This window comes from uncultured Paenibacillus sp., assembly GCF_963515335.1.
GTDB lineage: Bacteria > Bacillota > Bacilli > Paenibacillales > Paenibacillaceae > Paenibacillus_I.
Genome location: NZ_CAUPYC010000072.1, coordinates 1 through 19,107, shown reverse-complemented (window position 1 = coordinate 19,107; position 19,107 = coordinate 1). Strand labels below are relative to the sequence as shown.

The 19,107-nt window shown below is 61.6% G+C and carries 18 protein-coding genes, 2 pseudogenes and 1 riboswitch; of the genes and pseudogenes, 1 reads left to right on the top strand and 19 read right to left on the bottom strand.

Features of this window, described 5'->3' with window-relative positions; translation table 11 throughout:
- The coding region (locus tag RWM61_RS17380; RefSeq protein ID WP_314003114.1) for a hypothetical protein at positions 1–593 on the top strand (593 nt) is incomplete at its 5' end.
- A 132-nt stretch (positions 594–725) separates the two neighbouring features.
- On the opposite strand, the gene hrpB is transcribed toward RWM61_RS17380, so the two are convergent.
- The 19 genes and pseudogenes from hrpB to RWM61_RS17285 all read right to left on the bottom strand — a co-directional run.
- Positions 726–3,335, bottom strand: coding sequence for an ATP-dependent helicase HrpB (gene hrpB, locus RWM61_RS17375; protein ID WP_314003112.1), 2,610 nt, complete (start codon positions 3,333–3,335; stop codon positions 726–728).
- A 158-nt stretch (positions 3,336–3,493) separates the two neighbouring features.
- Positions 3,494–4,097 (bottom strand): annotated as a pseudogene (locus RWM61_RS17370) (DUF817 family protein).
- 676 nt (positions 4,098–4,773) lie between these two features.
- Complete coding sequence (gene corA, locus RWM61_RS17365; protein ID WP_314003110.1) at positions 4,774–5,724, bottom strand: magnesium/cobalt transporter CorA; 951 nt, start codon at positions 5,722–5,724, stop codon at positions 4,774–4,776.
- A gap of 108 nt (positions 5,725–5,832) precedes the next feature.
- Entirely contained in the window at positions 5,833–5,979 is a 147-nt protein-coding gene (locus tag RWM61_RS17360) for a hypothetical protein (RefSeq protein WP_314003108.1), read from the bottom strand.
- A 78-nt stretch (positions 5,980–6,057) separates the two neighbouring features.
- Positions 6,058–8,811 carry a cobyric acid synthase gene (locus RWM61_RS17355; protein WP_314003106.1) on the bottom strand — a complete coding sequence of 918 codons (2,754 nt, stop codon included), beginning with the start codon at positions 8,809–8,811 and terminating at the stop codon, positions 6,058–6,060.
- A 130-nt stretch (positions 8,812–8,941) separates the two neighbouring features.
- The gene (cobS, locus tag RWM61_RS17350; protein ID WP_314003104.1) at positions 8,942–9,793 is read right to left on the bottom strand and encodes an adenosylcobinamide-GDP ribazoletransferase; all 852 of its coding nucleotides are present in this window, start codon (positions 9,791–9,793) and stop codon (positions 8,942–8,944) included.
- Complete coding sequence (gene cbiB, locus RWM61_RS17345) at positions 9,775–10,758, bottom strand: adenosylcobinamide-phosphate synthase CbiB (RefSeq protein WP_314003102.1); 984 nt, start codon at positions 10,756–10,758, stop codon at positions 9,775–9,777. Before cbiB ends, cobS begins: the two co-directional genes overlap by 19 nt.
- A gap of 3 nt (positions 10,759–10,761) precedes the next feature.
- The gene (cobU, locus tag RWM61_RS17340; protein WP_314003100.1) at positions 10,762–11,361 is read right to left on the bottom strand and encodes a bifunctional adenosylcobinamide kinase/adenosylcobinamide-phosphate guanylyltransferase; all 600 of its coding nucleotides are present in this window, start codon (positions 11,359–11,361) and stop codon (positions 10,762–10,764) included.
- A 14-nt stretch (positions 11,362–11,375) separates the two neighbouring features.
- Positions 11,376–12,437 carry a nicotinate-nucleotide--dimethylbenzimidazole phosphoribosyltransferase gene (cobT, locus tag RWM61_RS17335; protein WP_314003098.1) on the bottom strand — a complete coding sequence of 354 codons (1,062 nt, stop codon included), beginning with the start codon at positions 12,435–12,437 and terminating at the stop codon, positions 11,376–11,378.
- A gap of 400 nt (positions 12,438–12,837) precedes the next feature.
- Positions 12,838–13,665 (bottom strand): heme ABC transporter ATP-binding protein, encoded by an 828-nt coding sequence (locus RWM61_RS17330; RefSeq protein ID WP_314003096.1) that lies wholly within the window; start codon positions 13,663–13,665, stop codon positions 12,838–12,840.
- Positions 13,666–13,669: 4 nt separating this feature from the next.
- Positions 13,670–14,704, bottom strand: a complete 1,035-nt coding sequence (locus RWM61_RS17325) for an iron ABC transporter permease (protein WP_314003094.1) — start codon at positions 14,702–14,704, stop codon at positions 13,670–13,672.
- A 6-nt stretch (positions 14,705–14,710) separates the two neighbouring features.
- Positions 14,711–15,799, bottom strand: coding sequence for an ABC transporter substrate-binding protein (locus tag RWM61_RS17320; protein WP_314003092.1), 1,089 nt, complete (start codon positions 15,797–15,799; stop codon positions 14,711–14,713).
- A gap of 196 nt (positions 15,800–15,995) precedes the next feature.
- Positions 15,996–16,210: riboswitch (cobalamin riboswitch) on the bottom strand.
- A gap of 273 nt (positions 16,211–16,483) precedes the next feature.
- A complete protein-coding gene (locus RWM61_RS17315; protein WP_314003090.1) occupies positions 16,484–16,930 on the bottom strand; it encodes a MarR family winged helix-turn-helix transcriptional regulator in 447 nt (148 codons plus the stop codon).
- A gap of 140 nt (positions 16,931–17,070) precedes the next feature.
- On the bottom strand, positions 17,071–17,424 hold the full coding sequence (locus RWM61_RS17310; RefSeq protein WP_314003088.1) for a hypothetical protein: 354 nt from the start codon (positions 17,422–17,424) through the stop codon (positions 17,071–17,073).
- A complete protein-coding gene (locus tag RWM61_RS17305) occupies positions 17,408–17,680 on the bottom strand; it encodes a hypothetical protein (protein WP_314003086.1) in 273 nt (90 codons plus the stop codon). The genes RWM61_RS17310 and RWM61_RS17305 overlap by 17 nt, the downstream gene beginning before the upstream one ends.
- A 148-nt stretch (positions 17,681–17,828) precedes the next feature.
- Positions 17,829–18,083, bottom strand: coding sequence for a VOC family protein (locus RWM61_RS17300; protein WP_314003116.1), 255 nt, complete (start codon positions 18,081–18,083; stop codon positions 17,829–17,831).
- A 37-nt stretch (positions 18,084–18,120) separates the two neighbouring features.
- Entirely contained in the window at positions 18,121–18,438 is a 318-nt protein-coding gene (locus RWM61_RS17295) for a rhodanese-like domain-containing protein (RefSeq protein ID WP_314003084.1), read from the bottom strand.
- On the bottom strand, positions 18,431–18,820 hold the full coding sequence (locus tag RWM61_RS17290; RefSeq protein WP_314003082.1) for a DnaJ family domain-containing protein: 390 nt from the start codon (positions 18,818–18,820) through the stop codon (positions 18,431–18,433). The genes RWM61_RS17295 and RWM61_RS17290 overlap by 8 nt, the downstream gene beginning before the upstream one ends.
- Positions 18,821–18,918: 98 nt before the next feature.
- Positions 18,919–19,107, bottom strand: a pseudogene (locus RWM61_RS17285) (hypothetical protein); the annotation flags it as partial.

The following is a 19,107-nucleotide window of genomic DNA, read 5'->3' as shown; positions in this document are numbered from 1 at the left end:
CGGCGAGGCACGCAGCGATGCGGCGGGCGCGCGAGGCCGTGGCGGCGCGGAGCGCGGCGAAACGCGCGGATACGGGCGCGACGGAGGACGATCCGACGCACGGGGCGCCGGTCGCGGCGGCGCAGGTTTTGCCGAGCGCGGCGAAGCACGCGAAGCTGGGCGCGGCGCTTCACGTTCCGATGCCCGCGGGAGCGGTCGAGATAGTGCCGGCTTTGCCGGACGGAGCGAAGCGGGCGGTCTTGGCCGTGGCCCTGGTCGCTCTGATGCGCGAGGCGGTAGTCGCGGCGGTACTGACTTTGCCGAGCGCGGCGCCGGACGCGGCGAGGCACGAGGCGGCGCGCGCGCTGCCGCTTCAAGAGAACGCGGCACCGGCTCTGCTTCACACGGCGCCGGCAACAGCCGTAGTAACTCCGCCACAGGACGGCAGCGCTCCGACAGACGCGGAGGTTCACGCGGCAGCAGTCCGAGCGGTCGTGGCAGAAGCGGTCCCGGCGGTCGTGGCGGACGTTCCAGATAGTCAACCCAAAAGACCTTCCCGATCGTTACTCCGACACGGGAAGGTCTTTCTCGTTAATGCCAGCATCGGGAGCTAAAATTTCACTCCCTCGAACAAAGATTAACTAACCTGCTACGTTACTGCAATTGAGACAGCGAATTTTGCTCCCTCGCATCACGCTAGCCGACCAACTGACGCCGAGTGCGCAATTTTCGCTCCCTCACCGACATTAAGGTCGCGGACGCACGCGGTTGGTCGGGGTGGCAGCGGTCGGGTCGTCTGGCCAGTAATGCTTGGGATAGCGTCCCTTTAGATCCTTCTTCACATCGAAGTAGGTGCTGCTCCAGAAGCCGGCCAAATCCCGCGTCACCTGAACCGGCCGCTGGGCGGGCGACAGCAGGTGCAGCGTGAGCGGCACCCGCCCGAAGCCGACCGTCGGCGTCCGATGCAGGCCGAACATTTCCTGAAGCTTTACCGAAAGCACGGGCGCTTCGGGATCGCCGTAATCAACCGCGATTCGCGAGCCGCTCGGCACGGTGATCGCCGTCGGCGCCTCTTCATCCAACTGCCGGCGCTTGTCCCACGGCAGCAGCGATTCCAGCACTCCGACCATATTCAGCCGCTGAAAATCGCCCTGTCCCTTCATCCCGTGCAAATGCGGCAGCAGCCAATCCTCAAGCGACGCCAGCAGCGCATCTTCCGAAACGTCCGGCCAACCCTCATCCAACCGATGCAGAAAAGCAAGCCGCGCCAGCAACTGCTTCGCAGTCTTCGTCCAAGGCAGAACGCCCAGACCCTCCTGCCGCACGGCACCGAGCAGCGCATGCGCCAACTCCTCCGGCGAAGGCTTGACGCCCATCGTCTCCTTAATCGTCAATGCGCCGAGCCGCACATAATGCCGGGCGCGGACCGCTTGCGCCTCGCGGTCCCAAAACACGCTCCGCTCCTCAATAAAGCGGTCCGCCATATGCCGCTCCAACTCGGCCAACTCCACCGCGGCCGCCAAGCGGATGCGGCTGTCCGTGCCGGCATCGTCCAACTCCGCCGCCACGATAAAATCCGCGCCGGACAGCGGCTGCAGCCGCGGCAGCACCGCTCCCCGCCCGCCGCTCAGCTGATAAGCGCCGCCTCCACCGCTGCTTGCGCCAACACCGCCGCCGCTAATGTCAGCGCCTCTGCCGCCGCCGCCAACGCCGACAGTGCCGCTTCCGCCCGTTTTCCGCTTCATGCCGATCCGGTCCGGGTACGCGAACGCAAGCAGCAGACCGCTGCGATCGTCATCGCACCCGTCCGACACGCCCGCCGGCAGCCCGAACGTCCGCTTCAGCAGTGCCGCCTCCGCCAGCGCCGCACGCGCGCCGGCCGCTGCAACCTCTGCCGCTCCCACCGACCACCTGTCCTCCGCGGCCGAAGCCGAAGGAGCCACGGCCCGCAGCGCCTGCAGCCGCAGCGTCACGTCCGCCTCCGCGGCATCCGCGGTCGGCCAGCACAGCACATCCCGCTCGCCGAGCAGCGCGGCAAGCTCGCACGCCAGCCCGCCCAAGCCAAGCGGCTCCGCGCGCAAAACCATATGCGCGAGGCGCGGGTGAACGCCCGCGCCCGCCATCCGCCGACCATGGGCCGTAACCCTTCCGTCCGAATCCACGGCTCCGAGCAGCTTCAGCAGCTCCAAAGCCTGCTTGAACGCCGGCTCCGGCGGCATATCAAGGAAGCGCAGCTCCCGCGGATCCGGCGTGCCCCACGCGGCAAGCTCCAGTACCGTCGGCGCCAGATCGGTTTCCGCAATCTCAGGCTTGCCGCTCGGCGCCAATCCCGCATCGAACGCTTCCGACCAGAGCCGGTAGCAAACACCGGGGGCCAGCCGCCCGGCCCGCCCGCGCCGCTGATCGGCGGACGCGCGCGATACGGCCACCGTCTCCAGCCGGGTCATACCGGTACGAGGCGAGAACCGCGGCACCCGCATCAACCCGGCATCGATCACGATCCGCACGCCCTGCACGGTGAGACTCGTTTCCGCAATCGAGGTGGCGAGCACCACCTTCCTGCGCCCCGTCTCCTCCGCCGCCAGCGCCCGATCCTGCTCCGCTTGCGGCAATGCGCCGTAAAGCGGCAGCACAACAGCATCGTCAAGCCGCCCCAACAGCCGCTGCACGCGCCGGATCTCGCCTTCACCCGGAAGAAACACCAACAAATCGCCGACCTCCGCCGACAACGCATGCTTCACTGCTCTGACCGTATGCGACTCCAACCGTTCCTCCGCCGATTGCCTCGGGAAAAACCGCGTTTCCACCGGATACTGCCGTCCTTCGCTCACCACGACCGTCGCGCCGCCGAGCAGCGCCGCGACGGGCTCCGCTTCAATCGTAGCCGACATCACCAGCAGCCTGAGATCGTCGCGAAGCATCTGCCGCGATTCCAGACATAACGCCAATCCGAGGTCCGCGTGCAAGCTCCGTTCGTGAAATTCATCAAAAATAACCAGGCCGACATCCGTCAGCCCGGGGTCATCCTGCAGCATACGGGTCAGTATGCCTTCGGTAATCACTTCGATTCTCGTCCGCGGGCCGACCCGGCTGTCCATTCTGACCCGGTAGCCGACCGTGCCGCCGGCTTTTTCACCGAGCATATCGGCCATATAGTGCGCGGCCGCCCGGGCTGCCATCCTGCGCGGCTCAAGCATAAGCATGCGCTTGCCCCGCATCCACGGCTCATCAAGCAGCGCCAGCGGCACCCGCGTCGTCTTGCCCGCGCCCGGCGCGGCGACCAGCACGGCGCCGGCTCCCTCCCGCAGCGCATCGGCCAATTGCGGCAGCACCGCTTCAATCGGCAATGCCGGCATACCGGCAGCCCCCTCTCCACTCTTCTGATCTATCCGCCCACGCCTGAACCCGCAACGTACCCTATTCGTGTATCCCACACGGGTCCTCAGAAAACGCTCTTCGCATTTCGCGCCTTACACCGGCACCGCACGCAACGGTCCAACGTACCTTGCGCCCGCTACATTTTCGCCGGGAACATTCCTTTTCCGCCCAGTCCCGACTTCATCCGCTTCAACTCCGCCACGATCAGCACGCTGATAAGGACAAGCAGAAACCAGGAGCTGAGCTTGCCCCAATGCACGAGCTCCCAAGCCCCCTCCTGATTGGGATAGCGCCATGCGCCGAGCAGGGTGCCGACATTTTCGCCGATCCAGATGAAGAACGCGATCAGTATGAACGACAGGGACATCGGCATCCGGTAATCCTCACCTTCCACGCGATATACGACCCAGGTTCGGAAAAACACGACGAAAATAGCCGCAGTCAGCAGCCACCGAATGTCGTACCAGTAATGAAGGGTGAAAAAGTTGGCGTATACCGCGGCGCAGAGCGCCACTGTCAGACGGGCGTCCGGCCACTTCAAAAGACGCAGATCAAGCCGCCGCCAAGCCTGGCAAATGTAGCTCGCCACACTGGCATACATGAAGCCCGCGTACAAGGGCCGATTCCCGGCACCTCGACCGCTTCGTCAACGCCAGCGCCCCGAATATAATGACCGGAAAAAAACACGACAACGCCTGTAGCCAGGCAAACACCGCGAGCTTGCGAAACCGGTCCGCCAATCCGTTCCCTCCGTCTGCGCCCCATCAAAGCATACAATAGGATCTTTACTCATTGTAGACCATGACCGGGCCTTTCGCCATACCCCCGGTTACAGCACCGGGCGCAGCTTGGACACCGGCGCATCCTTCGCGCTCAGTCCGAAGCCGTATTGGAAAAGCATCCTCTTGCCTTACTTAAGTTCTTCGCAGGCTTGATTCGCCCGGTTCCGCCGCGCAAAAAAAAGCCGGTCCCGGACGAATGCCCGCTTCAGCTTTTTCTCCTTAACACCACAGTGGTCAACCGTCTCCCTTTCTCAAACACGGTTGGCGCCATTGAGGCGTTTTCGTTCAAAAGCAAGTTTTTCGTTCGATTTCGTCGGCTAAAATCAAGGGCGCACAAAAAAGAGCTTGGCAGCTGGATTTTCGTTGTACGAAATCCAACCATTTTCGGAGACCCCGTAAGGATATACAATCTGTAATCAAAAAAAAGCCTCCCGGCCGGAAAGGCCGGAAGACTCAGGCCAACGCCTGAATAGAAAATGTTCGATAACGTTAATGGTAGTGGAAAAGGCGAACGCAAACAACGGACGTTAAATTAATTAAAATTAACGAATAACGTTTGCACAGGGAAGCAGAAACAGCACGGTGAAGGAAAAAGCGCTGGCAGCAGCCGCGCGTCAGGCCTTCCTTGAGCATTTCAATCAAACCAGCCCTTGCGCTTGAACCAGGCAAACATGCCGAGCCCGACGGCGATCATGGCCGCAAGCACCGCAAAATATCCCCACCGCCACTGCAGCTCGGGCATATAGATGAAATTCATGCCGTATACCCCTGCGATGAATGTCAGCGGCATGAAGATCGTCGTGATGACCGTCAAAGTTTTCATTATCGTATTCATCCGGTCCGAGTTGTAGGAGAGATAGCTGTCGCGGATATCGGCGGTCAAATCCCGATTGGACTCGATCATCTCCGACAGCTTGAGCAAATGGTCGTGAACGTCGGTATAGAACGCGTGATATTCCCGGGCGCCCGCGATGCGCTCGGAATTGATAACCCGGTACAGCAGCTCTCTCATCGGCACGATCGTCCTCCGCAGCTTAAGAAGCCTTGAGCGGATGTCGAAGACGTCGTCCATCACCTGCTTGCTCCGTCCCCGTCTGTCGGCCGCGTCGATGTCGGCGATCAGGTCCTCCAGTTCGTACACGGCGGGAAAATAGTGATCGACCAATTTGTCCATCACGGCGTAAGCGGCGTATACCGGTCCTTTGGCGAACGATGCCGGATGCTGCGCCAGCTTCGCCCATGCCTCGTCCACCGCTTTGGACGGAAGCGAATGGTAGGTGACCATATACCGGCCGGTCAGAAAAAGGTTGACTTCCTCCACCCCCAGCTGCCGGGGATCGATGGCGTGCAGAACGAAAAAATGGAACCCTTCATAATGGTCGAGCTTCGGCCGCTGCAGCAGGTGCAGGCAGTCTTCAACGGCGAGCGGATGAAAATGAAAAAACGTATCGAGCAGCCGCGTTTCCGAATCTGTCGGCTCGGACATGTCCGCCCAGAACCAGACGAACGCTTCGTCGTTCGTTTCTTCAAGCCGGTTCAGGAACCGGATCTCCCTTTGAGTCGTTAGAGCGGCAATTCGCAGCACCGGTCGCGTCACCCCTATCCTATTAGAGCATCCATCTGATCTCCGTTACATGCTGCCAATAATTATAGCACATGAAAAACGGAGCGCGATGTCTGGGACGGACGGCCTTCACGGCTCATGCTGCGTAGCCGCCGCTTCGCGCACGGTCGCATAGACGAGCCGGCCGACGGCGTTGCCGATCTCGGAAGCGCAGCCCGCCGTTGTAGTAAGCGCTGCCGGCGCTTCTGAACGTCGTCCCGGCGTCGCTTGCGGCAATGCGATCGTCCCTGAAAGAAAAGCAAAGAGACGGCCAGATGGAAGGGCGGTACTCATGGCCGGCGCGAAAAGGCTGCGTCATGCTTTCTCCTCCAGACCCGCAATCGCCCGAATCCGGGGCAGGTCCAGATGACGCCGCACATGCTCGGCCAGCCTGTCGAACGCCGCTTCCCTCCGCTCCCGGAACCGGAGCGAAGCGGGCAGCGGCGGTCGGCCTTTGGCCCTGCGCAGGGCGTTCAGCCACGAGCGGCGAAAATCGTCGTTATGCAGCACGCCGTGCATGAATGTTCCCCATAGGCGGCCGTCCGGGCTGCTGACGCCTTCCCGGTAAGCTTCGGCGCATGCCTCCGTGCCGGTGCTTGTTTCCTTCAGCGCAAAAGGCTGCATGCACGGTTCGTCGTAGATGATCCGGCCCATATGGATTTCATAGCCGATAACGGGGAGCCCGTCGCCGGCCCAGCCGGGTACGGCCGCCGTTCCGCTTACCCGCACGGTTCGCTTGCTCCGTCCGAAGCAGACACGAAACGGGAACCAGCCGAAGCCCGCCGTTTCGGTATGGCCTGACTCGACCCCGTCCGGATCAAGCAGCATGCGGCCCATCATCTCATAGCCGCCGCACAGCCCGGCCACCGCCCCCCCTCCGCGGGCGTAACGGTCCACCGCGTCCGCCAATCCGGAGCCGCGCAGGAAGCGCATGTCTTCCGCGGCGTTTTTGCTGCCCGGAATGACGACCGCATCCGGTTCGCCGAGCGACTCCGCATCCGTGACGTAGCGAACGGACGCATCCGGCTCGAAGTGAAGCGGATCGAAGTCGGTGAAATTGGAAATACGGGGCAGCCGGATAACGGCGATGTCGAGCTTCTGCCCGTCAGCGGCATCTTCGGCCTCGGTCCCGCCGCGCTGTCCCGGCGGCACCGGGCCTGTGCCGCGCCGGCGGGCGTCGAGCGAGAGCGAATCCTCGTCCTCCAGCCCGAGCGCGTCTAGATGGGGAATGACGCCGAGCACCGGCTTTCCGGTCCGCTTCTCCAGCCATTCGATTCCCGGCGCGAGCAGCGACGCGTCGCCCCTGAACTTGTTGACGATGAAGCCCGCGACACGATCCCGTTCATGCGGCTCCAGAATATCCATCGTGCCGACGATCGAAGCGAAAACGCCGCCGCGGTCGATGTCGGCGACAAGCAGCACCGGGGCTTCGGCCCAGCCGGCCATTCTCATATTGACGATATCCCGGTCCTTCAGATTCACTTCCGCAGGGCTTCCGGCGCCCTCCAGCACCACGACGTCGTACGCCGAACGCAGCCGGGCCAGCGCCTCCTTCACGATCGGCTCCGCCTCGGCCAAATACTGCTCGCGATAGGCGCGCGCGTCGTAATCCCGCAGCGGAACGCCATGGACGACGACTTGCGAGGCCATGTGTCCCGTCGGTTTTAGCAGAATCGGATTCATATCGGTAACGGCCGGGATCCCGCATGCGTCGGCCTGCATCCCCTGGGCGACGCCGATTTCCTTGCCGTCCCATGTCACATAGGAATTGAGCGACATGTTTTGCGATTTGAACGGCGCTACGCGCAGGCCGTCCTGCGCGAAAATCCGGCATAACGCCGTCGTCAGGATGCTTTTGCCGACGTCCGAGGCGGTGCCCTGGATCATAAGCGTGCGCGCCGGCCGGGCGGTGTTTGGCGCGGCTTTATATGCCGGCTTGGCGGTGTTCGGTGCGGCCCTGTTCGCCGGCTCCTCCGGCTGCGGATTCGTGCCGAGACATGCCTTCAGCGTTTCTACAAGCCGGTCGTTGTCCGCCCGCAGCTTGACCGCCACCCGGCAATAGCCGGCGCCTAATCCGTCGAACCGCGAAGCATCGCGGATCAACACGCCGCGCCGCCCCATCTCCCGCTGCAAATCCGCCGCCGACATGCCGCTCTCCGGCGGCAGCTCGAACAGGATAAAGTTGGCCGCGCCGGGAATCACGCGAAGTCCGAGCCGGCTCAAGCGTTCGGCCAAATAAGGACGCTCGCCCTGCAGCCAGGCAACGGTCCTCTCGACGAACGGCCTGTCGTCCAGGACCGCTTCTCCGATCGCCTGCGCCAGCGCATTCACGCTCCAAGGCACTTGCAGATCCCGCATGTAAGCGATCGTTTCCGGGTGTCCGGCCGCGTATCCGACCCTTATTCCGGGAACCGCGTACAGCTTGGTCATCGAGCGGAGAACGATCAGCCCCGGCGTTTTACAGGCAGACCGGATCAGCGTTAACCGCTCCGCATCCGGCAGAAAATCGATGAACGCCTCGTCGAGCACAACCGTGTGGCCTTCATCGGCCAGACGCCGAACAAGCTTCGGATCGGTTAGCCGTCCGGTCGGATTGTTGGGCGAACCGAAAAACCAGAGCGAAGGCTTGCCGTGCGTTTCCATAGCATGCCGGACCGCCGCCTCGTCAACGGCAAAGCCGTTGTCCGCCCGCAACGGGACCGGCACCGCCGTCCCGCCGGACTTGCGCACGGCATCGCCGTATTCGGAGAAGCTCGGCGCCGGTACGGCGGCCGTCTCCGGACGCAAAGCCCGAACCGCCAAATCGATCAGTTCCGCCGCTCCGTTGCCGATCAGCACATTCGGCTCTTCAATCTCATGGAGCTCCGCGAGACGGGCCGTTAACCGCCGCGAGGCCGGATCGGGATAGCGGGCAATCCCCGCGCCGAACGCCGCAATAGCCGAAAAGACCGCTTGCGGCGGTCCCAAAGGGTTCATATTGGAACTGAAATCGAGAAACTCGCCGGCATTACTGCCGAACAGCCGCTGTGCGGTCAACAGATCGCCGCCATGGCCGTATTGCTCCAGCATGCCGCGCCGCCTCCTTCAACAAACTTCGTACTCTTTATGGATCTAATCTTTATGGATCTACTCTTTATGCAACGTCCGGTCGACACCGCCTTGCGCCGCCGCAGCGCGCGGCGGGAGAGGAGCGCCGGGATCAGCCGGCTACAAGCGCAACGGCGAGCAGCAGCAAACCGGCCTCCACCCATTCGTTCAGGGCGCCGTAAGTATCGCCGGTCAAGCCGCCGAGCCTCCGGTTCAGCCAGCCGGCAAGCGGCCAGCCGAACGCCGCGGCCGCGGCCGGCCACAGCGCGATCGACAGCAGTCCCGCGAACGGCGCGGCAACTCCTTCCGCCGCGACCGGAAGGCTGTCCGCGCCCGACAGTTCGCCGACAGCCAGTACAATCAGCGTAATGACCGCTCCGACCGCAGCCGACCGCCCCGCATGCCCCGCCCGGACATCCCGGTAAGGCGAACCGAGCCCTTCCTCGCCGCGGGCGTACTTCCAGCCGAATATCGCGGCAGCCATCCACCAGCGGCTCCATACCGGTATGCAGATCAGAGCGGCCGCTTCCGCCGGACGAAGACCGGATTCGAGGATCGAAACCAGCGCGGCGAATTTTAGCAGCAGCAGCAGGACGCCTGCGATCACGCCCATCGCGCCCACGCGGCTGTCCTTCATAATTTCCAGCATCCGCTCGCGCGGCCGATGGCTGAGCACGCCGTCCGCCGTGTCCATCCAGCCGTCCAGATGGAGCCCGCCGCTTAACGCGGTCCATATCGCCAGCGTCAAGGCCGCCGCCGGCAGCGGCGGAAGCGCAAGCAGCAGCAGGTAAGCCGCGCCTACCCCCGTCACGCCGATCAGCGCCCCGCACAGCGGAAAATAGACGACGCTGCCCGCCGCGGTCCGCCGCTCAAAAGGCACCGTAATCGGCAGCGGGAAGCGGGTCAGAAATTGAATCGCGGCGGCCGCATGCCGAAGCGCCGATTTTATCGCGTGATCCACCATGTCGTCAGCCCCCAGACAAAAAGCAGCATACTGACAGCATACAACAGCCTGACCGTCTTTACGATATCTTCCGTCTCCAGCGAACGAAGCGGCCAACCCATCCGCGCCCGCTCGCTGCGGACGCCGAAATACGAATTGACGCCGCCGAGCTCGATGCCGAGGGCGCCGGCCGCCGCCGCTTCCGGGATGCCGCTGTTCGGGCTCGGGTGCAGACGGGCGAAAACCACAATCGCCCGCAGCGCGCGCACGGGCGACAGCCCCCGCAGCGGAACGGCAGCCGCGATCATAAGCAGGCCGGTCAATCTGGCGGGCGCATAATTGAGGATGTCGTCGAGCCGGGCCGAAGCCCAGCCGAAATGAAGGTACCGCTCGTTCCTGTAGCCGACCATCGAATCGAGCGTGTTCGCCGCCCGGTACAGCATGGCGAGCGGCGCGCCTCCGAGCAGCGCGAACACAAGCGGCGCGACAAGCGCGTCGGTCGTATTCTCCGCCACGGTCTCGATCGCGGCGCGGGACGCTTCCCGCTCATCGAGCCGGTCCGTATCCCGGCCGACAATATAGCCGGCGTATTTGCGCGCCTCGGCCAAATCGCCCCGCTTCAGCGGCCGATAGACCAGCATCGCCGCATCCTTGAGCCCTTTGACGGCGATCGTCGTGGACACGAACCAAACGTTAACGGCAAAGCCCAGCCAAGGATGAATAAGCGCCGCCGCCCACACGACGGCCATCGTCGCCGCCCCGGCGGCGATCACCGTGCAAACAGTCAGCGCGACACCCCGCAAACGCATTGCCCCGGCGCTTAATACACCGTCCGTCTCCGGATACAACCGGCCTTCCAGCCTTTTAATCAGGCGGCCGATCAGAATGACCGGATGCGTCGGCCATTTCGGATCGCCGACGAGCCAATCCACGGCAATCGCAAGCGCGATCATGAGCGAGATTTCCGGCAGCGAGTAGAACAGCATCGGCTACAGCTCCTCCAACCGGAACGCGAGCTTTTTTAGATCCACCGGAATGCCTGCCGTAACGAGAAAAACCCGGTCGCACACTTCCGCCATGCGCCGGTTCAGCCTGCCCGCCAGATCGCGAAAACGCCGGCCGAGCGGGTAGTCGGGCACGATGCCGCTGCCGACCTCGTTCGTGACCAGCACAAGCGGATGCGGATAACGCACCGCCGCGTGGACGAGCTCGTCGATGAGCCGCTCCATTTCGCCATCCGCTTCGCGCGCCGTACAGCCTTCCTTCTCCTCCAGAGCCAGCAACCGGTTCGTCAGCCACAAGGTCAGGCAATCGACGAGCACGACAGGGGGCTCCCCGGACCGGGCGCCGCCGTATGCCGAGGACAATCGTCCAAGCAGCTCCGCGAGAGCGAACGGTTCTTCCACCGTCTCCCACTCGAAACCCGAGGAGGCCCGGTCCAGCCGGTGCCGTTCCGCCCGTTCGGCCATTTCGCGGTCGAACGGCTCCGACGTCGCCACATAGAGGCCGCGTGCGCCGATCCGCGCCGAGTATGCTTCGGCGAACCCGCTTTTGCCGCTGCGGGCGCCGCCGGTAACCAGTACCGCCATACCGTCCATTCCTCCTATTCCTTCGATACGCCCGCGCTTTCAAAGGTGGCCATCTCATGCATGACCCGCAGCGCCGCTTCGACAAAATGAAACCCGAGAACGGCGCCCGTCCCTTCGCCAAGCCTCATGTCCAAATGAATCGCCGGCCGCAGGCCTACCGCTTCCAGCAGCGCGCCGTGCGCGCGCTCGTGCGACAGATGCGAGGCGATCATATAGTCGACGGCTCCCGGACACAGCCGTGCCGCGACGAGCGCGGCCGCCGTCGATATGAAGCCGTCCACAAGAACCGGACGGCGAAGCGCGGCGGCGCCGAGCATGAGCCCGGCCAACCCGCCGATTTCGAGGCCGCCGACCTTGGCCAGCGCGTCGATCGGATCGGACGGATCGGGAAGGTTAACGTCAATCGCCCTGCGGACCGCTGCTGTTTTACTCCGCAGCCGCTCGTCGTCGACGCCCGTGCCGCGGCCGACGGAGTCCTCGACGGCCGCTGCGCTGAAAACCGCGCAGAGCGCCGCGCTCGGCGTCGTGTTGCCGATTCCCATATCGCCGGTCGCGAGCAGATCGTAACCCTCGTGCTTAATCAGCATCGAGGCGATTTCGACGCCGGCGAGAACGGACCGCACAGCGTCCTCGCGATCCATTGCCGGTCCGCGGCACATATTGGCGGTTCCTTTCCGAACCTTATAGTCCAGCAGGCGGGGGTGGGCAAGCTCCGCATTCACGCCGAGATCGGCGCAATAAACGTCCGCCCCCGCCTGCCGGGCCAGCACATTGACGGCCGCGCCGCCGGCGAGAAAATTCATCACCATCTGCGGCGTAACCTCCGCCGGGTAGGCGCTGACGCCTTCGGCGGTCACGCCGTGATCGCCCGCCATGACCACCACCGCCTTCCTCCCGGCCACGGGCATCGCCTCGCCCTTGATCCCGGCGATCCGGACGGCGATCTCCTCCAGTCTGCCGAGACTGCCCGGCGGCTTCGTCAGGCTGTCCAGCCTTGCGGCGGCTTCCGCCATCGCGGCTTCGTCCAGCGGTCCGATTCGTTCGCACACTTGACGCAGCTTCAATTCAAGCTCCATGACACGGTCTCCTTTCACGATGATGGGATCATTTTATAGAAAAGGGCCATACGCCGCCCGCAACTTGTCGCGACAGGCTGACATATGTGTCTGTTGCAGCTTGTCGAGGCAACGGATCCAGGCTTCTTATGACAGTCATTTAAACTTGATTGGATTTCATCCAATCAAACGGCTTGTTTTAGCGGTAGATGCCGGCTTATGTTGGAAAGTATCCAGTGAAATCGGCCGCTTTCCACTCACAGCCCCCTGGAGGCTTAATTTTGCTGGATGAAATCCAGTGAAACGATAAGAAGAGATCCGTAACTTGGTTTTCATTGGATGAATTCCAACGGAGCGCGTCAATATTAGCACTAACGGACTAACGTAGAAACGATGCTTTCTGCCTTGAAAATTAAAATTTTCATTCATCAGCGGTGCCGCGCAGCGGCATGAATGTCTGATCGGATTTGCGCGCAGCCCGCGGTCTCAGCAGCACCTGGGGAGCGCCATTGTCCGGATGCCGCAGAACGATCGGATCCGTCCCGTACACCCGGCTGATCGTCTCCTCCGTAAGCACCTCGGCCGGCGTGCCGTCCGCTGCAAGCTTGCCGCCGGCCAATACGAGCAGCCGGTCGCAGTATTGCGCCGCCAAATTCAGGTCGTGAAACACCGCGACGGCCGTCAGCCTTTTTTGCTTCTGCCAATCCCGTACCGCGTCGAGCAGCTGAACCTGATGGCCGATGTCCAGATAAGTGGTCGGCTCGTCCAGCAATATCAGCTCCGGCTCCTGCACCATCACCTTTGCCAGCGCGACGCGCTGCCGTTCGCCGCCGCTCAGCTGGCTCAGCCGCCGTTCAGCCAGCTTCGTCAGCCCAAGCGTCCGCATCGCGCTTTCGATCAGCTCGCCGGCATCCTTCTCCTCGTGGCCGAGCCAATTCTGATGCGGATAACGTCCCATGCCGACGACCTCGCGCACGGTGAAAGCCGTCGCCGGCAGTCCCTCCTGCTGCAGCACGGCCACCCAGCGCGCCAAATCCTTGCCTTTGTATGCCTTCACTGGTTCTCCCCGCAGATTGACCGAGCCTCCGCCGGCCGGCTCCACGCCGGAAAGCAGCGACAGCAGCGTCGACTTGCCGGCGCCGTTCGGGCCGATAATGCCGTACATGCCGCCTTCCGCAAGCGTGAAGCTTACCCCGTCCAACACACGGCTGCCGCCGATTTGTTTGACCGCATTCCGTACGTCGATCATGTTTTCAGCCCTCCTTCAGGCCGGCTTTGCGGCGCTTCAGCAAATACGCGAAAAACGGCGCGCCGATCAGCGCGGTCAGCACGCCGAGCGGAATTTCCTTCGGGCTCAGCGCCGTTCGGGCGAGCGTGTCCGCCCACAGCACATAGATGCCGCCGACAATCGCGGACAACGGCACGACCAGCCGATAATCAGGTCCAACAATGAGACGGATCAGATGCGGCACGACAAGGCCGACGAAGCCGATGACGCCCGATACCGACACGGCCGCCGCCGTCAGCAGCGTCGAGATCGTCAGCACGGTCAGCTTGGTGCGTTCGACATTGACGCCGAGATGGGCGGCCTGGCGTTCGCCGAGGACGAACAGATTCATCGGCTGCGCGAATGCCGATATCGCAGGCAAACCGAGCGCTGCGAACGGAAGCACAAGCGCGACATGCTCCCAGTTCCGCTTGGACAGGCTGCCCATCGTCCAATAAAGGATTTCGTTGACGACGGTGTTCGACATCGAAATCATGAAAGAGACGAATGCGCCGAGAAAAGCCTGCACGATGACGCCGGCCAGGATCAGCGTTTCGATTCGCATTTGCCCTTGCTGCCGGGCAAGCCAGAACACCGCGAATATCGTCGCCATGCCGGTCCCGAAAGCGACGAAAGGCACCGTCCAGATGCCGACGGCGGACTGCACCCCGAACAGGATCAGGAAGGCCGCGCCGATCGAGCTTCCCGAAGCGACGCCGAGCGTATAAGGGTCGGCGAGCGGGTTGCGCAGCACACCCTGGAAGCCCGCGCCCGCAAGCCCGAGACACGCGCCGACGAGTACTCCGATCAGGATCCGGGACAGGCGAACCTGAATGACGACCGCTTCGTCAAGCGCCGTCCATTCCACGGCTTCTCCCCGATTCCACGGCAATTGATGAACGATAATGGCCCATACTTTAGCGATCGGATAGCCGGCCGAGCCGATCGAGATCGAAACGACGGCGGAAAGGACAAGGAGAAGCATCGCTGCTCCTCCGTATGTGACGATTTTCAGTTTCATATGCGGCTATTGAACGAGGTCGGGATGGATCGCTTTCGCCACGTCCCGAAGCCCGTCGGTCAGACGCGGGCCGACGCGCACGAGCGGATCGTTCGGAACCGCGAACACCTGCTTGTTTTTCACGGCGTCGATCTGATCCCAGCCAGGCCGGCTGTTGATCGCGTCGGGAATCGTCGTGTCGCCCTCGATCTCCGGATACAGGATGACCTGCGGGTTCGCCTTGAGGATGGCCTCCGGATCGATTTCATACCAGCTCGGCTGGCTGTTCGCCACGTTTTTGCCGCCGGCGAGGGTCACGATTTCGTCGAGAAATTCACCGCTGCCGACCGTCCAGCCCGGCGAGAATTCCAGGTATACGGTTTTCGGCTCGGCGCCTTTCACGGCGTCCACGACCGCCTGCTTGTCGGCGCGCATTTTGTCCGCCACCGCTTTCGCTTCGGCCTGCTTGTTCACGATGACGCCGACTTCCTCGATATGGGCGATCGTCTCGTCGATCGTTTTCGGCTGGGAGGCGAACACGACGATGCCCAACGCGCGAAGATCCTCGACCACCTGGCCGTTGATGCTCGCATTGGCGACGACCAGATCGGGGTTGAGGCCGGCAACCGATTCGACGTTCATTTTGAAGCCGCCGACCTTCGGCAGGTTCGCCGTCTCGGCCGGGTAGTTGCTGTTGTCGTCGACGCCCGCCACGGCGCCGCCGGCTCCGATCGCGAACAGAATCTCCGTCTCGCTCGGCGTAATCGATACGACCTTCGCCGGCTGTTCGGCGATCGTGACCTCCGTGCCGGTCGCATCGGTCAGCGTCAGAGGGTAAGTCGTCTGGGCGGCGGATTCGGCGCTGTCGGCCGTGTCGGCCGGCTCCTTTTCCGCCGTGTTCGCGGCTTGGCCGCCGTCGTTCGTTTCACCCGCATCGCCGTTCGCCGTTCCGTTCTCGGTTTGCCCGGCGCTGCCGTTCACCCCGCTGCCGTTCGCGGCATTGTCGCTGCCGGCGCCGCAAGCGGCAAGCACAGTAAGCGCCATCGCCAGCAAAGCGATCATAAGCAAGCGGATTGCCCGCGCAGTTGTAAATTTGCGTTCCAATCGGTCGTTCATCGTGTTCATCTTCTCCATTTCCGGTTATAAAGTAATCGTCGCATTCTTGCTGGAAAATAAAAAAAAGCATTCCCGATTCGTGTCGGAAATGCTATGGTCCCCCGGTCGCCGGTTCGCCGAGCTTGCTCCGATCCGGCGGTACACCGTGCGGATAGCGGCTGCGGGCCATATTCCAACACCTCCCTAAGTCCACGTAGGTAGCGTTCACGATGCGGGCAGGTCTCCTGACTCGAAGCTCACGCGCGCCGTCTTCCCGGTTGCCCAGTGACTTGAATGGCGCTCGCTTGCGGACGGCTTTGGTGCCTTCCGGACTTCTTACAGTGGCGGGTCCGTGCCGGATTTTCACCGGACTTCCCTATTATGCCTGTCGTCCCTTGCGGAACGTTCGGCACCCGTATCCAAACCTATTCGATTATTGCAAGAGTTACTATACCACTACCGGATAAAAGTTGTCTATATCGACAATATCCGTTGCTCTGCCAAATGCACAAGAAACGGTCCGGCTGTACGCCGAACCGCTCTTTGTGCCAATCGGATGCAAAAATGCCTTAACGTCCGCCCGTTCCGCCGCAGCAGCCATCAGCCATCATAACGATCGGTTGTGCCATTGGAATCACCTCCACTAAATAAGATATATATCCCTAAATACTTGCATAATGCAAGTATAGGATAACAAAAGCACGCTTACATGAACGGGCTGCAGCATACGCTGGATTTCGCCATGCTGTCATTCAGCAGCTTAAGCGAGCGAATGACCGTCTCACGCTCGAACTCGTTCATGCGCGAAAAGACCTCGTTCAAGTAACGTTTCATTTCTTCGTCGATTGCCGTGGCCGCAAACTTGCCTTCCGTCGTAAGGCTCAGCAAATAGACGCGGCGATCCGCGGAGGAAGCGGTTTTGACGACAAGCTTCATCTTGATTAAAGACTGGATCTGCCGGCTGAACGTCGTCACATCCATCCCCAGCGCATTCGCCACCTGCTGCATCGACGGCTCGTGCCGGCGATCGATCTCGTACAGGATATGACTCTGGACGAGCGAAATATCGCAGCCGGCGACTACGCAGCAATTTTTATTCAGAAAACCGAACCGTCTCGCCATCGTCTGGATCGTGCTGCGCAATTCTTCCATCCCGTTCACCTCATGCTGAGTATAACGCTAATGGTTGTAAAATGCAAGTATTAGTTGAATTTTTTCTCGGCCCTCTTACCGCTGAGAAGACGAACTTCGCCCCTCGCGTCTTAAAGGTTGCCAGCCTATAAAAAAGTGTTCTACTCTGTCACGCGTTTTCGCTTCGTTCTTGAAGGTAAAATATTAATTACATCCACATCGCGATCTTGTTCGTGAACGGCATAATATATCAAATAGTTCAACAGTATATGCCTGCTTTTCCCGCAGGTAATTCGCCGAAGCCCTTTAAAGCTGCCCTTTTCGACTACATGCCCGACATACGGATTAAATGTTAGCATATGCTCAATATGGTCGATTATCTCGATTTCTTTGTCATACCACCATTGCAACGGTTCAAGTCCTTGTTCCGAAAAAAAAGCGGCGATTCGATCCAAGCACATATCAAACTCACCCTTAAAAACAATCCGGAAAGGTCGCTTATCTTCTTCTGGCACGGCGCTTCTCCTTCAGTTCGCTGGCCGTATACCCTTTCATGTCGGGATTATCCAAATATCTTTGCAGAGAAGCTTCAAGTTCAGGATACATCTCAATTTCTTGGGCCAAGTCCAACTCGGAATCATCTTCCTCGTTTGATATGAAATTCTCCACTCCCACGGAAACCAATTTGCCCTTCACAACGAAAAGTCCCAATTTCTTGCCTTCAAGCGCTTGGAGAATTTCCTCTTTCGTTTGATCGCTTAACGGGTTCATGCCGATCACCTCAAATTCATTATAACAAAAGCAATGAATGTTCACTAAAATTGATTTTCAAATGTCACCCGAAAAAATTCGGCTCAATAGCGGAAACGGGTCCGTTAATGAGCCGGGTTTGATGCAAGCTCGTCGCGCAGGCGGAGGACTAACCTTTCAGCAAAAACTCGTTGCCGTCCTCGTCGGCGAAGCGCGCGTAGGTGCCCCACGGCATTTTGTTCGGCGCCTCGAGGAACTTAACGCCGTTGGCCTTCATCCGCTCGTACGTTCCGTCGATATCGTCGCATTGGAACACGATCGACGGCTTCATCGACTCCCAGCCCTGCATCATGGCGCGCGGGTAATGGTGATCATGCGTGCGCAACTCCTCTCGATTCAATGAATTGACGGTTGCTTGGAAAATGGGGCCAGCCGGACGGGACAGGACGCCCGCCGCCGGATCAGTCTCCGGTTCGGACGTCACCCGGCCAGGCCAGCATGCCGCCCGCCATGTTGACGACGGTATAGCCCTGCTGGGACAAATAGTCGCATACGCGGCCGCTGCGGTTGCCGCTCCGGCAAATGAAAACGAGCGGCGCATCCTCGTCTTCCGCATGCAATTCGCCGACACGCTCGGTGAATTGCGACAACGGGATATGGCGCGCTTCCGCGATGTGCCCCTCCCGCCATTCTTCTGGCTCGCGCACATCCACCAGGTTCAGCTTCTCGCCGCGGTCAAGCCGATCCTTCAGATCCTGAGCCGACCATTCCTCATACATCTTCCGATTCCCCCTCTATTTTGTTCCGAATCCGGTTTTCATACTGCGTAAAAGCCGAACTGTCCGAAATGCCGCGCTGCTCCATCAGCATGCGCAGGCGAAGCTGCTTTTCCGACAGCTGCTTTTTCAAGGACGCCCGCTCGCCGTCATGGCGGCTCATGCGGATCAAATCCCGCAGCGCCAACGTTTCCTTGGCCAAATGGACTTCCTCCGGCACGAAGCCGGCGTTCTTGAGCATGATATAGCCGCTTCGCAAATCCTCCGGCACGTGCGACAGATCGTCCAATTCGAGCGGCTTTCCTTCGCCGGGCAGATTGCTCAGCTCGCCGCGGGCCATCGCTTCCTTGATTTTATCCTCGGCAATCCGAGCAAAAAAATCCACCTCGCGCGCCTCCTTCGCAAGCTTGTGTGATGCCGCTCACAAGCATTGTACCGCCGCGGCGGCGCCATGTCCAGCGGGGCGCGGCGGCGGCATAGGGGCTACCGGCGGCGGTTTTTGGCCGCAAGCAGCCGGTTGATCTTGCCGGAGGCGCCGGATTCGGCGGATGCCCGGCCGGAAGGCCCCGGCGCAGCCGGCGGCGCGGATGCGGGACCGCCGGCCGTGCCGGGTCCCGCTGACCCTGCGGGCTGCTCCGCGGCTTGGGCGCCGCGCGCAGCGGCGTCCATTCC

Coding starts and splice junctions, on each gene's coding strand:
- RWM61_RS17295 (WP_314003084.1), bottom strand. CDS start 18,438: ATGTATGAGGAATGGTCGGCTCAGGATCTGAAGGATCGGCTTGACCGC.
- cobU (WP_314003100.1), bottom strand. CDS start 11,361: ATGGCGGTACTGGTTACCGGCGGCGCCCGCAGCGGCAAAAGCGGGTTC.
- RWM61_RS17315 (WP_314003090.1), bottom strand. CDS start 16,930: ATGGAAGAATTGCGCAGCACGATCCAGACGATGGCGAGACGGTTCGGT.
- RWM61_RS17355 (WP_314003106.1), bottom strand. CDS start 8,811: ATGCTGGAGCAATACGGCCATGGCGGCGATCTGTTGACCGCACAGCGG.
- RWM61_RS17330 (WP_314003096.1), bottom strand. CDS start 13,665: ATGATCGACGTACGGAATGCGGTCAAACAAATCGGCGGCAGCCGTGTG.
- RWM61_RS17325 (WP_314003094.1), bottom strand. CDS start 14,704: ATGAAACTGAAAATCGTCACATACGGAGGAGCAGCGATGCTTCTCCTT.
- hrpB (WP_314003112.1), bottom strand. CDS start 3,335: ATGCCGGCATTGCCGATTGAAGCGGTGCTGCCGCAATTGGCCGATGCG.
- RWM61_RS17320 (WP_314003092.1), bottom strand. CDS start 15,799: ATGAACGACCGATTGGAACGCAAATTTACAACTGCGCGGGCAATCCGC.
- RWM61_RS17305 (WP_314003086.1), bottom strand. CDS start 17,680: ATGAACCCGTTAAGCGATCAAACGAAAGAGGAAATTCTCCAAGCGCTT.
- cbiB (WP_314003102.1), bottom strand. CDS start 10,758: ATGCTGTTCTACTCGCTGCCGGAAATCTCGCTCATGATCGCGCTTGCG.
- cobT (WP_314003098.1), bottom strand. CDS start 12,437: ATGGAGCTTGAATTGAAGCTGCGTCAAGTGTGCGAACGAATCGGACCG.
- cobS (WP_314003104.1), bottom strand. CDS start 9,793: ATGGTGGATCACGCGATAAAATCGGCGCTTCGGCATGCGGCCGCCGCG.